The organism is Agromyces sp. NPDC058064, assembly GCF_042885275.1.
Taxonomy (GTDB): Bacteria; Actinomycetota; Actinomycetes; order Actinomycetales; family Microbacteriaceae; genus Agromyces.
Genome location: NZ_JBHVSE010000004.1, coordinates 221,081 through 232,976 on the forward strand (window position 1 = coordinate 221,081; position 11,896 = coordinate 232,976).

10 protein-coding genes are annotated in these 11,896 nt (G+C 71.9%); 4 read left to right on the top strand and 6 right to left on the bottom strand.

Features of this window, described 5'->3' with window-relative positions:
• Positions 1-6 precede the first annotated feature (6 nt).
• Positions 7-444 carry an RDD family protein gene (locus ACFVSL_RS14925; RefSeq protein WP_386941877.1) on the top strand — a complete coding sequence of 146 codons (438 nt, stop codon included), beginning with the start codon at positions 7-9 and terminating at the stop codon, positions 442-444.
• A gap of 94 nt (positions 445-538) precedes the next feature.
• On the opposite strand, the gene ACFVSL_RS14930 is transcribed toward ACFVSL_RS14925, so the two are convergent.
• From ACFVSL_RS14930 to lipB, 3 genes are all read right to left on the bottom strand, one after another.
• Positions 539-1,252 carry a DUF4191 domain-containing protein gene (locus ACFVSL_RS14930; RefSeq protein WP_386941758.1) on the bottom strand — a complete coding sequence of 238 codons (714 nt, stop codon included), beginning with the start codon at positions 1,250-1,252 and terminating at the stop codon, positions 539-541.
• Between the two features lie 85 nt (positions 1,253-1,337).
• Complete coding sequence (gene lipA / locus ACFVSL_RS14935) at positions 1,338-2,327, bottom strand: lipoyl synthase (RefSeq protein ID WP_386941759.1); 990 nt, start codon at positions 2,325-2,327, stop codon at positions 1,338-1,340.
• Positions 2,324-2,965, bottom strand: coding sequence for a lipoyl(octanoyl) transferase LipB (gene lipB / locus ACFVSL_RS14940; protein WP_386941760.1), 642 nt, complete (start codon positions 2,963-2,965; stop codon positions 2,324-2,326). The genes lipA and lipB overlap by 4 nt, the downstream gene beginning before the upstream one ends.
• 108 nt (positions 2,966-3,073) lie before the next feature.
• Between lipB and ACFVSL_RS14945 the strand changes: the two genes are divergently transcribed.
• Positions 3,074-4,738 (top strand): hypothetical protein, encoded by a 1,665-nt coding sequence (locus tag ACFVSL_RS14945; protein WP_386941761.1) that lies wholly within the window; start codon positions 3,074-3,076, stop codon positions 4,736-4,738.
• Here the strand turns inward: ACFVSL_RS14945 and sucB are convergent.
• The 3 genes from sucB to ACFVSL_RS14960 form a co-directional block, all read right to left on the bottom strand.
• Positions 4,735-6,255, bottom strand: coding sequence for a 2-oxoglutarate dehydrogenase, E2 component, dihydrolipoamide succinyltransferase (gene sucB, locus ACFVSL_RS14950; RefSeq protein WP_386941762.1), 1,521 nt, complete (start codon positions 6,253-6,255; stop codon positions 4,735-4,737). The genes ACFVSL_RS14945 and sucB overlap by 4 nt on opposite strands.
• A 68-nt stretch (positions 6,256-6,323) precedes the next feature.
• Complete coding sequence (gene lpdA, locus ACFVSL_RS14955; RefSeq protein ID WP_386941763.1) at positions 6,324-7,697, bottom strand: dihydrolipoyl dehydrogenase; 1,374 nt, start codon at positions 7,695-7,697, stop codon at positions 6,324-6,326.
• A 97-nt stretch (positions 7,698-7,794) separates the two neighbouring features.
• Positions 7,795-9,267 (bottom strand): leucyl aminopeptidase, encoded by a 1,473-nt coding sequence (locus ACFVSL_RS14960; protein WP_386941764.1) that lies wholly within the window; start codon positions 9,265-9,267, stop codon positions 7,795-7,797.
• A gap of 88 nt (positions 9,268-9,355) precedes the next feature.
• On the opposite strand from ACFVSL_RS14960, the gene ACFVSL_RS14965 reads away from it, so the two are divergent.
• Positions 9,356-10,282: a proteasome assembly chaperone family protein gene (locus tag ACFVSL_RS14965; RefSeq protein WP_386941765.1), complete on the top strand. Its 927-nt coding sequence runs from the start codon at positions 9,356-9,358 to the stop codon at positions 10,280-10,282.
• A 294-nt stretch (positions 10,283-10,576) separates the two neighbouring features.
• Positions 10,577-11,896 (top strand): RNA polymerase sigma factor, encoded by a 1,320-nt coding sequence (locus ACFVSL_RS14970; RefSeq protein ID WP_386941766.1) that lies wholly within the window; start codon positions 10,577-10,579, stop codon positions 11,894-11,896.

The following is an 11,896-nucleotide window of genomic DNA, read 5'->3' on the forward strand; positions in this document are numbered from 1 at the left end:
AATCATCTGGTGCCCGACGCGAAACCTCAGACATTCGGCGATCTCGAACCGAGTCGCTGGCCCGGCGAACGACTCGGGCTCCCCGACAAGGGGCGCGGTTCGGTCGCTCGCGCCGGCCGCCGCATCGCGGCGCTCCTGCTCGACTGGGGCAGCGCGATGCTGCTCTCGCTGCTCGTGACGCCCTACGAGTCGGTGGCCTACACGTGGGTCACGCCGCTCGTGTTCGCGGTGCTGCAGATCGTCTTCATCCCGACGATCGGGGGCAGCCCCGGCCACCGGCTGCTCGGCATGCGCGTCGTCGCCGTCGAGGGCGGCTGGGTCGGCTTCGTCCGCCCGATCGTGCGCACGGGCCTGCTGCTCCTCGTGCTCCCCGCCCTCGTCTGGGACTCCGACCAGCGCGGCTTCCACGACAAGGTCGCCCGCACGGTGCTCATCCGGTCCTAGCCTGCGACGAGGCATCCGCCCGCCGCCCTCGGCTGCAACGACGAACGCGGCACCCGTCGATTCGAGACGGATGCCGCGTGGCCGAGGTGTGCGCTCAGCGCATCTTGCCGCGCTGCGGCCGGGCCTTCATGGGGTCGATGCCCTTCGGGATCGGCAGCGCCGTCTGGAGGGAGTTCAGGCGGTTCGAGACGGCGAGCACCTCGGGCTTCGTGAGGGCGCGCTTCGTCTTGCGGAGCGTCGCGGGGAGACGGTACAGCTCGATCGAGCCCTCGTCGTGCCCCACCGAGATGAGCGTGATGGGCACGTTCGGGAGCACCCGCGCGACCTTGCGCTGCTCGTCGTCGAGCATGCGCTGCGTGCGGCTCAGGGGGCCCTCGCTGATCAGGGCGACGCCGCCGCGGCCGACCGCGCGGTACACCGCGTCCTGGGTCTTGCCGTTGACGACGACGGGCATCTCGTTGCCGACCCAGCTGCCGCGCAGGCCGCTGCGCAGCACCGCGCCCACGGCGCCCGGCTGGCCGTCGATCTGCGAGTACGCGGCGCGCTCGGCACGGCGACCGAGCACCACGAGCGCGAGCAGGAGACCGGCGAGGACGCCGGCGACGATCCAGAGGGCGATGGTGAAGCCGTTGCCCTCGCTGAGCAGCAGTGCGAGCGCGAGACCGACGATGATCGGCCCGAGGAACGCCAGGAGCATCAGCCACTGCGCGGTCGAGTCGTAGCGGCGGGTCATCTGGAAGACCTGCCACATCTGCTTGAGGCGGCCGGGCTCCTTCTGAGCCTTCGATGCGTCCTTGGTGCGTGCCATGGTTCCAAGGATACCGGCGGCGGGGGCCTGCTCGGACCGCGTGGGACGTCGCGTTCCGAGCAGGCCGGTCACCCGCGGCGCCGGATCAGCCGACGGCCTGCGCGAACCCGAGCGATGCATCGGCGAGGTGCGCGAGCTCACCGGGGAGCTCGCGGCCCTTCGCCCGCATCGACTGCGCCCAGAGCCGGCCGGCCCGGTACGACGAACGCACCAGGGGTCCCGCCAGCACGCCGAGGAAGCCGATCTCCTCGGCCTCGGCCTTGATCTCAAGGAACTCCTCGGGGCGCACCCAGCGTGCGACCGGGAGGTGGCGCGGACTCGGGCGCAGGTACTGGGTCACCGTGATGATGTCGGTGCCCGCGTCGTGGAGGTCGCGGAGTGCCTGCGAGACCTCCGCGCGCTCCTCGCCCATGCCGAGGATGAGGTTCGACTTCGTGATGAGCCCCGCGTCGCGACCCTGCGTGATGACGTCGAGCGATCGCTCGTAGCGGAATGCCGGACGGATGCGCTTGAAGATGCGCGGGACCGTCTCGACGTTGTGCGCGAAGACCTCGGGCCGTGCGTCGAACACCTGCTGCAGGAGCTCGGGCTCGCCGTTGAAGTCGGGCACGAGGATCTCGACGCCGGTGCCGGGGGACTGGCGGTGGATCTCGCGGATCGTCTCCGCGTAGAGCCACGCGCCGCCGTCGGGCAGGTCGTCGCGGGCGACGCCCGTCACGGTCGAGTAGCGCAGTTGCATGCGCACGACCGACTCGCCGACGCGTCGCGGCTCGTCGGCGTCGAAGTCCGCGGGCTTGCCGGTGTCGATCTGGCAGAAGTCGCAGCGACGCGTGCACTGCGAACCTCCGATGAGGAAGGTCGCCTCGCGATCCTCCCAGCACTCGTAGATGTTCGGGCAGCCGGCCTCCTGGCAGACCGTGTGCAGCTCCTCGCTCTTCACGAGCGACTGCAGCGCGCGGTACTCGGGCCCCATCTTCGCCCGGGTCTTGATCCACTCGGGCTTGCGTTCGATCGGCGTCTGGGCGTTGCGGACTTCGAGGCGCAGCATCCTGCGCCCCTCGGGAGCGGTGCTCATGCCGCGATCGCCGCCTCGAACTCGAGGCGGAGGCGGTCGCTCACGGCGTCGACGAGGTCGGCCGGCGTGACCGTGCGGCCCGCTTCGCGGCTGACGGTCGTCACGCCGGCGTCGCGGATGCCGCAGGCGACGATGCGCTCGTACGGCTCGAGCGAGTTCGAGCAGTTGAGCGCGAAGCCGTGCATCGTGACGCCGTCGGCGACCCGGATGCCGATCGCGGCGATCTTGTTCTCGAGGACGGGGTCACCGACCCAGACTCCGGATCGGCCGTCGACGCGTCGGCCGGCGACGCCGAACTCGCGGAGGACGTCGATGAGGACGCCCTCGAGGCGGCGCACGTAGCCGACCACGTCGATCGGCTCGGCGAGGTGGATGATCGGGTACCCCACGAGCTGGCCCGGACCGTGCCAGGTGATCTTGCCGCCGCGGTCGACGTCGATGACGGGGGTTCCGTCGGTCGGCCGCTCGTCGGGAGCGGTGCGCTTCCCGGCGGTGTAGACGGAGGGGTGCTCCAGGAGGAGGACGGTGTCGGGGCGTTCGCCCGCGACGACCGCGCGATGGACGGCGCGCTGAAGGTCGAGACCCTCGATGTACGGCACGGAGTTGGCGCTTAGCCCCGTGACGACGATGTCGAGCATTCGGCCAGTCTAGGCGACTCGTCCTCCACAGCGGTTCCCCGGCCCCGCAGCCCGCCCGAATCGCCGGAGGCGGCGTCAGGACGACGCCTCGGCGAGCAGAGTTCCGGGATGAGACGTCATTTGCGCAGCCGCTCGGCCGCAGCTGCTCGTTCCCGCACGGACCCGAGCCACGACCTCGCGGCGACGCATGCGGCGCCGATCGGCGACGAGCGCGCGGTCATCTCGGGCTATCGGCTGCTCCGTCGCCTCGCCTCGGGCGATCGCGCCGGGGTCTACCTCGCGAGCAGCCTCACTCCCGCCGAGGGCGGGTCGCCTCCGGCGGCACCGGTCGCCCTGCGCATCTACGAGGCGGGGTGCGACGACGCGCGCGTCGCGGTCGAGATCTCGGCGATGACGGCGGATGCCACGGGCACCCTGCCTGCGCTCATCGACGTCACCGCGCTCGACGACGGTCGCTGCGTGCTCGCCGTCGAGCGGGTCGGCGGTCCCACGCTCGCCAGGCTGCTCACCGAGCGAGCACTCGAGCCGGGGGAGGCGGTCACGATCCTCGCCCCCATCGCGGTCGCGGTCGCCGGGCTCGCCGAGGCGGGCTTCGTGCACACGCGGCTCGCCCCGAACGACGTGCTGATCGACGGGGTCGGCCGGCCCAGGCTCATCGGGCTCGGTGCCGTCCGTCGGCTCGACGAGGTGTCGAGCGCGATCGAGCGCACCGAACTGCTCCGGGAGGGCCATGCGGCGCTGTCCCAGCTCGTGGCCGTCGTGGCGGAGGCGACGCGCCCCCGGGGCAGCCTCGACCGAGCCGTCGCCGCGATCCGCGACGCCGCCGCAGCGCGTCCCTTCGTCCGCAGCGAAGCGCTGCTCGAGCGCACGCTGTTCGAGTCGGCCGCCGCGTCGCCCGTCCGCGGCGTCATCGCAGTCGCTGGGCACTCGTCCTCGTGGACTCGGCCGCCCGGCATCGGCGAAGCCGACGGCGGCGGCCACGTGAGCGACCCGCAGCATGTCGCATCGCCCGGCGCCTCGACACCGGCGACTGCTCCCGAGCCACCGGCCCGCCCAGGCCTGCTCCGAACGCTCGCGGCCCTCGCCCAGCTGCCGGCGGACGCGTTCGAGCACGGTGCCCGCCTCGCCGACGCCGACCCCATGACGTCGCTCGTCGCTCGCCTGCGGCGTGCTCTCGCCGCGCGCCGACGGGCCGTGCTCGTCGCGGCGCTCGCGGGCGGCGCTGCGCTGGTGCTCCTGCTCGCATTCGTGCCTCCGGCCGATACGGGCGCCGCGGGGGTGAGCGGCGAGTTCGACGCCGGCGCGTCGGCGTCGAACTCGCCGGTCCACGGGCCCGGCGCCGTCGACGCCGCGGCAGATGGTGTCGGCGAGTCCGAAGCGGGGTCCGGCGAGGCCGACGTCCCCGCGGGTACGGTCGCGGACGAGGCGCAGGCTGAGGGCGGCGCCGAGCGCGAAGCCGACCCGGTCGCCGCGACCAGGGCGCTGCTCGCGCTCCGCGAGGACTGCCTCGGCTCGCTCGACGCCGCCTGCCTCGGGCAGGTCGCCCAAGCCGGTTCCGCGATCGAACGGGCCGACCTCGCGGCACTCTCGGGTGCGCGCGAAGGGGCCGCGATCGCGCCGGGCGCCTTCGCGCTCGACGCGGTCGCGATCATGGCGGAGATGGGCGATGCCGTGCTCATGACCGTGCCGTACACCGACCCCGAACGCGAACCGGCCTCGCTCCTCGTGATGAGGAGCGAGGCCGGTTGGCGTCTTCGAGAACTCTTCGACTAGATGCCGAGGTCGGCGTCGAACGCACCCTCTTCGAGACGGTCCTTGACCGCCGTGAGGAAGCGCGCGGCGTCGGCGCCGTCGATGATGCGGTGGTCGTACGACAGGGCGAGGTAGACCATCGAGCGGACGGCGATCGCGTCGGCGCCGTCCTGGGTGACGACGACCGGGCGCTTGACGACGATGCCCGTGCCGAGGATCGCCGACTGCGGCAGGAACACGACGGGCGTGTCGAACAGGGCGCCGCGCGAACCGGTGTTCGTCAGGGTGAACGTGCCGCCTGCGAGCTCGTCGGGCTTCAGCTGGTTGTTGCGCGTGCGGTCGGCGAGGTCGGCGATCTGCGCGGCGAGGCCGGCGATGTCGAGCTCACCCGCATTGCGGATGACCGGCGTGAGCAGGCCGCGCTCGGTGTCGACCGCGATGCTCATGTTCTCCTGCGGCGGGTAGACGATGCTGTCGCCGTCGACCGTCGAGTTGATGATCGGGTACGCGCGCAGCGCCTCGGCCGCAGCCAGGGCGAAGAACGGCAGGAAGGAGAGCTTGTTGCCGGTCTTCGCGAGGAAGTCGCCCTTCACGCGGTCGCGGAAGCGGGCGACGCGCGTGACGTCGACCTCGACCACGGTGGTGAGCTGCGCCGTCGAGGTCATCGAGACGACGGCGCGCTCGGCGACGACCTTGCGCAGGCGCGTCATCGGCACGGTGGTGCCGCGGAGCGGGGAGGTCTCGAGCGGGGTGCGCGCGGCGGGAGCGGCCGCGGCGGCGGGAGCCGCCTGCGCCGAGATCACGTCCTGCTTGCGGATGCGGCCGCCGACGCCGGTGCCCGTGACACTGGCGAGGTCGACGCCCTGCTCGTTCGCCAGCTTGCGGACGATCGGGGTGACGTAGCCGGAGGGGCCGGCGTGGGCGCCCGTGGTGGGCGCGGGAGCGGCGGCCGGCGCGGCCGGTGCTGCAGGCTCGGGAGCCGGAGCCGGAGCCGGAGCCGGAGCCGCGGGTGCGGCCTGCGGCGCCGCGGGAGCGGCGGCGGGCTCGGGAGTGGCCGCCGGGGCAGCAGGCGCTGCGGCGGGCTCGGGAGCGGCGGCCGGCGCCGCGGGCTCTGCAGCCGGCGCAGGGGCAGGTGCGGCGGCGGGCTCGGGAGCGGCCGGAGCCGCGGCGGGCTCGGGCGCGGGAGCGGGCGGTGCGGCGACCGGCTCTGCGGGAGCGGCCGCGGCCTCGGCGGCCGGAGCCTCCGAGGGTGCGGGAGCCGCAGCCTCGGGAGCCGCGGCCTCGGGCGCGGCAGCGCCGGAGCCGTCACCGATCGTCACGAGCGCGGTGCCGACCTCGACGGTCTCGTCCTCCTGGACGAGGATCGCCTCGATGACACCCGCGACGGGCGACGGGATCTCGGTGTCGACCTTGTCGGTCGAGACCTCGAGCAGCGGCTCGTCGACCTCGACACGGTCGCCGACATTCTTCAGCCAGCGGGTGACCGTGCCTTCAGTGACACTCTCACCGAGTGCCGGGAGGCTGACGGATTCGCTCATGCGCTTGTCTCCTTCACAGCGTGGGAACGCTTTCTAGCTTATTGCAGTCGTTGGGCGGGCAGCGGGGCTCAGATGGCGTGCAGCGGCTTGCCGGCGAGCTTCAGCACTGCCTCGCCGAAGGCCTCGGCCTGGGTCGGGTGGGCGTGGATGAACGGGGCGATGTCCTCGGGGTACGCCTCCCAGTTCACGGCCAGCTGCGCCTCGGCGATGAGCTCGCCGACGCGCCCGCCGATCATGTGGACGCCGACGATGGGGCCGTCGTTCACGCGCACGACCTTCACCGAGCCGCCGGTGCCGAGGATGCTCGACTTGCCGTTGCCCGCGAGATTGTAGTCGTACGAGCTGATCTGCTCGGCGCCGAACTTCTCGGCCGCCTTCGCCTCGGTGTAGCCGACCGAGGCGATCTCGGGCTCGCAGTAGGTGATCTTCGGCACGTTGACGTCTTCGACGACGATCGGGTTCAGGCCCGCGATCTCCTCGGCGACGAAGATGCCCTGCTGGTAGCTGCGGTGGGCGAGCTGGAGGCCGGGCACGATGTCGCCGACCGCGTAGACGCCGGGGACGTTCGTGGCGAGGCGCTCGTTCGTCAGCACGAAGCCGCGATCCATCGCGACGCCGGCCTCTTCGAAGCCGAGCCCCTGGGTCGACGGGCCGCGGCCGACGGCGACGAGCAGCAGCTCGGCGTCGTAGCTCTGACCGTTCTCGAGGGTGATGACGACGCCCTGCTCGTTCTGCGTGACGCCCTGGAAGCGGACGCCGAGCGAGAAGTCGATGCCGCGCTTGCGGAAGGCGCGCTCGAGCTGCTTCGAGATCGACTCCTCCTCGTTGGGAACGAGGTGGGGGAGCGCCTCGATGATGGTCACCTCGGCGCCGAAGGAGCGCCAGACGCTCGCGAACTCGACGCCGATGACGCCGCCGCCGAGCACGGCGACCTTCTTGGGCACGAAGTCGAGCTCGAGCGCCTGCTCGCTCGTGATGACGCGGCCGCCGATCTCGAGGCCCGGCAGCGAGCGCGAGTACGAGCCGGTGGCCAGCACCACGTTCTTGCCGACGTAGCGGTCGTCGCCGACCTGCACCGTGTCGGCGGCGACGAGCCGGCCCTCGCCCTCGACCACGGGGATGCCGCGTGCCTTGAGCAGGCCCTGCAGGCCCTTCCACTTGCTGGCCACGATGCCCTCGCGGTACGCCGAGACGCCGTTGATGTCGATGCCCTCGAACGCCGTCTTCACGCCGTACTTCGCGGCGTCCTTCGAGACCTCGGCGACCTCGGCCGCGTGCAGCAGCGCCTTGGTCGGGATGCACCCGCGGTGGAGACACGTGCCGCCGAGCTTGTCCTTCTCGATCACCACCGCGGTGAGCCCGAGTTCGACGGCGCGAATCGCAGCGGCATAACCCGCGCTGCCTCCGCCGAGGACGACCATGTCAAAGTTCTGCTCGGACAACCGCAATCTCCCTTGCGCATCTGATCTGCGTCATGGACCGCCGCCGGCGTGTCGCCGCGGCGGACTTCTGGGCGACGTTCTCGCCCATACGACCTTACTACTTGGCGGAGAGCTCCTCGCCCAGCGCGACGAGGGTGCGGACCGCCGCGCCGGTGGCGCCCGTTCCGGTGAATCCCCACCCCGCGCCGCCGTTGTGGCCGGGGCCGGCGATGTCGAGATGGGCCCACGGGATCCGCGTCTCCGTGCCGTCCTTCTTGCCGACGAACTGCTGCAGGAAGACGCCGGCGAGGAGCATGCCGGGCACCGTCATGCCGAGCTTCGTGTTCATGAGATCGGCGACGTCGGACTTGAGGAGGGGGAGCAGGTCGGCGGGGAGCGGCATCGGCCACGTGGTCTCGTCGACGGCGTCGGCGACCGCGCGCACGCGTGCGACGAGCTCGTCGTCGCCCATGAGTCCGGTGATGCGGTGGCCGAGCGCGACGACCTGGGCGCCGGTGAGCGTCGCGACGTCGACGATGGCGTCGGGCTGCTCCTCGCTCGCGGCCACGAGGGCGTCGGCGAGCACGAGCCGGCCCTCGGCGTCGGTGTTCACGACCTCGACGGTCTTGCCGCCGCGGATCCGCAGCACGTCGTTCGGTCGGATGGCGGTGCCCGACGGCATGTTCTCGGCGAGGCACAGCCAGCCGGTGACCTTGATCGGCAGCCCGAGCTCGGCGATCGCGACGATCGAGGAGAGCACGGCCGCTGCGCCCGCCATGTCGGTCTTCATGCCGACCATCGAGGCCATCGGCTTCAGCGAGAGCCCGCCCGAGTCGAAGGTGATGCCCTTGCCGATGAAGGCGACATGGGCGGATGCCCCGTCGGGCGCCCACTCGAGGCGCACGAGCCGGGGCCCGCGGCTCGAGCCCTGCCCGACGCTGGCGATGCCGCCGAAGCCGTCGGCCGCGAGGGCCGCCTCGTCCCACACCCTGCTGGTCACGCCGACGGCGGTCGCCGCCTCGACGGCGAGCGCGGCGAAGGACTCGGGGTAGAGCTCCGACGGCGAGGCGTTCACGAGATCCTTCGTGCGCGCCACCGCCGCGACGACCGAGCGGACGCGGTCGAGGCCGACCTCGTCGGCGGTGAACCCGGTGTGCAGCTCGAGGCGCGACACCGGCGGCTTGGGCTCGCTGCGGTACTCGTCGTACGCGTAGGCGCCGAGCGCGGCGCCCTCGAGGACGGCCGCGGCGGCGGCCGCGTCGTCGACGGTCGCGGCGATCGCGACGGATTCGGTGCCGGTGAGGCGGCGCACGGCGGAGCCCGCCGCACGACGGAGGCTCGAGGCATCCGCCCGCTCGCCGACCCCGACGACCGCGACGACGCGGGCGCCGCCCTCGACGCCGGGAACCCGCGTGAGTTCCTCGCTCGCCCCGGTCGCGCCGAGCGCGACGAGCTGGGGACCGACCCACTCGAATCCGTCGGCGGCCACCAGCTCGGGACCGTCGGCTCCCTTCGTCGCGAGGAGCAGCACGACGTCGGCGTCGGCGGTGGATGCGGGGGAGGTGGAGACGGAGAGCGTGGGAACGGTCATGACTCCCGATCGTACGTGTTCGCTCTCGGCATGAAGGCCCGGCGCCGGGTTCGGGAGGGCGCCCCGGCCGCGTCAGTAGGCTGGAATCATGCGCGATCCCCGCTCCCTGTTCGAGTTGAACGCCGACGTCACGGTGCCGCCGGGCCTTCCGCTCGTCGCGGGACTCACCGGCTCCGCCGACGCGGGCGGCGCCGTCGCGCAGACGACCGAGTACCTGAGGGAGACCCTCGACACCACGCTCGTCGCGAGCTTCGACATCGACGAGCTCCTCGACTACCGCGCCCGCCGCCCGATCATCCTCTTCGAGGGCGACCACCTGAGCGACTACACGCCGCCCAGGCTCGCGCTCGAGCTCGCCCGCGACGAGCTCGGCCGCCCGTTCCTCCTGCTCACGGGCTTCGAGCCCGACTTCCGGTGGGAGCAGTTCAGCGCCGCGGTGCTCCTGCTCATCGACGAGCTCCAGGTCTCGTCGACCACGTGGGTGAACTCGATCCCCATGCCGGTGCCGCACACGAGGCCCATCCGCGTCACGGTGAGCGGCAACCGCGAGGAGCTGATCGAGACCATGTCGGTCTGGCGGCCGACGACCCAGGTGCCGTCGAACGCCCTGCACCTGATCGAGTACCGCCTGGTCGAGCTCGGCCATCCGACGACGGGGTTCGTGCTCCTCATCCCGCACTACCTCGCCGACGCCGAGTACCCGTCGGCGGCGGTCGCCGCGCTCGAGGCGATCAGTGCCGCGACGGGGCGCATCTTCCCGACGGACGCCCTTCGCGAGCAGGGGCGCGACTTCCTCGGCCGCATCGACGAGCAGGTCGGCGAGAATGGCGAGCTCGCGAAGCTCGTCGGCACGCTGGAAGAGCGTCACGACGCCTACATGGAGGGCACGACGCTGCGTTCGCCGCTCACCGACGAGGACGGCGAGCTGCCGAGCGCCGACGAGATCGCCGCCGAGCTCGAGAAGTTCCTCGCCTTCCGGCGTTCCCGCGACGACGAGCCGCCGCGCGCGGGCTGAGCGGGTCCGGGCCGACGAGGTCAGGCCGACGAGGGGCGGGCCCCGAAGGAATTCCCGGGCCCCGCCGGGCGTTGACCAGAGATGTACGCCGGGGTGTCGAATGTGCGTTCGCGCCGTTCAGGGCCTGTATAATTAAGGCAGGACCCGTTCGGGTCCGCGGGTGCGATCGAGGTCGCACCGACACGCGGACTTGACATGGGTCCTCATAGTGTCCGAAAACGACCGGACCGACAGCTCGAGCCGCGCCCTCCGCCGAGGGCACACGCCGGCCGACGGTAGGAGAGGTTCATACGTATGGCAACGACGAAGGCGAAGGCGAAGGCGGCCGGCGAGGCTGAGGCCCCCGCCGCGAAGCGCCAGACCGCCGCGAAGTCGGCCGCGAGCAAGGCGCCCGCGAAGGCGCCCGCCGCCAAGGCCGCGGCGAAGACGACGACGGCGTCCAAGACGCCCCGCACCGCGACGGCGAAGGCCGCGGCGAAGCCCCGCACGAAGGCGAAGGGCAAGGCGTCCGAGGACGAGGACGAGGACGACGTCGAGCCGGTCGAGCTCGACGAGGTCGAGGTCGACGGCGACGGCGCCGACGAGGGCGACGACGACGCGAAGCCCGTCGCGGTCGAGCCGCACCCGACCGGCGCGCTCGTGCTGCGCGCCGCCGACGACGAGGACGAGGTCCCCGTCTACTCGTCCGCGATCACGGGTGCGACGGCCGACCCCGTCAAGGACTACCTGAAGCAGATCGGCAAGGTCGCGCTCCTGAACGCGGCCGAAGAGGTCGAGCTCGCGATGCGCATCGAGGCGGGTCTCTTCGCAGAAGAGAAGCTGTCGGCGATGACCGACGCCGAGAAGCGTTCGCAGCTCGGTCGCGAGCTGCAGTGGGTCGCGAAGGACGGCCAGCGCGCCAAGAGCCACCTGCTGGGAGCCAACCTGCGCCTCGTGGTCTCGCTCGCCAAGCGCTACACGGGTCGCGGCATGCAGTTCCTCGACCTCATCCAGGAGGGCAACCTCGGCCTCATCCGTGCGGTCGAGAAGTTCGACTACACCAAGGGCTTCAAGTTCTCGACCTACGCGACGTGGTGGATCCGCCAGGCGATCACCCGTGCGATGGCCGACCAGGCCCGCACCATCCGCATCCCGGTGCACATGGTCGAGGTCATCAACAAGCTCGCCCGCGTGCAGCGGCAGATGCTGCAGGACCTGGGCCGCGAGCCCACGCCCGAAGAGCTGAGCCGCGAGCTCGACATGACCCCCGAGAAGGTCATCGAGGTGCAGAAGTACGGCCGCGAGCCGATCTCGCTGCACACCCCGCTCGGTGAGGACGGCGACAGCGAGTTCGGCGACCTCATCGAGGACACCGAGGCGGTCGTCCCGGCCGACGCGGTGGGCTTCACGATGCTGCAGAAGCAGCTCGAGTCGCTGCTCGACTCGCTGAGCGAGCGCGAGGCGGGCGTGATCCGCATGCGCTTCGGCCTCGGCGACGGCATGCCGAAGACCCTCGACCAGATCGGCGACACCTTCGGCGTCACGCGCGAGCGCATCCGCCAGATCGAGTCGAAGACGATGGCGAAGCTCCGCCACCCGTCGCGGTCGCAGTCGCTGCGCGACTACCTCGAGTAG

Coding starts and splice junctions, on each gene's coding strand:
- ACFVSL_RS14930 (WP_386941758.1), bottom strand. CDS start 1,252: ATGGCACGCACCAAGGACGCATCGAAGGCTCAGAAGGAGCCCGGCCGC.
- lipA (WP_386941759.1), bottom strand. CDS start 2,327: ATGAGCACCGCTCCCGAGGGGCGCAGGATGCTGCGCCTCGAAGTCCGC.
- lipB (WP_386941760.1), bottom strand. CDS start 2,965: ATGCTCGACATCGTCGTCACGGGGCTAAGCGCCAACTCCGTGCCGTAC.
- ACFVSL_RS14945 (WP_386941761.1), top strand. CDS start 3,074: ATGAGACGTCATTTGCGCAGCCGCTCGGCCGCAGCTGCTCGTTCCCGC.
- sucB (WP_386941762.1), bottom strand. CDS start 6,255: ATGAGCGAATCCGTCAGCCTCCCGGCACTCGGTGAGAGTGTCACTGAA.
- ACFVSL_RS14960 (WP_386941764.1), bottom strand. CDS start 9,267: ATGACCGTTCCCACGCTCTCCGTCTCCACCTCCCCCGCATCCACCGCC.
- ACFVSL_RS14965 (WP_386941765.1), top strand. CDS start 9,356: ATGCGCGATCCCCGCTCCCTGTTCGAGTTGAACGCCGACGTCACGGTG.
- ACFVSL_RS14970 (WP_386941766.1), top strand. CDS start 10,577: ATGGCAACGACGAAGGCGAAGGCGAAGGCGGCCGGCGAGGCTGAGGCC.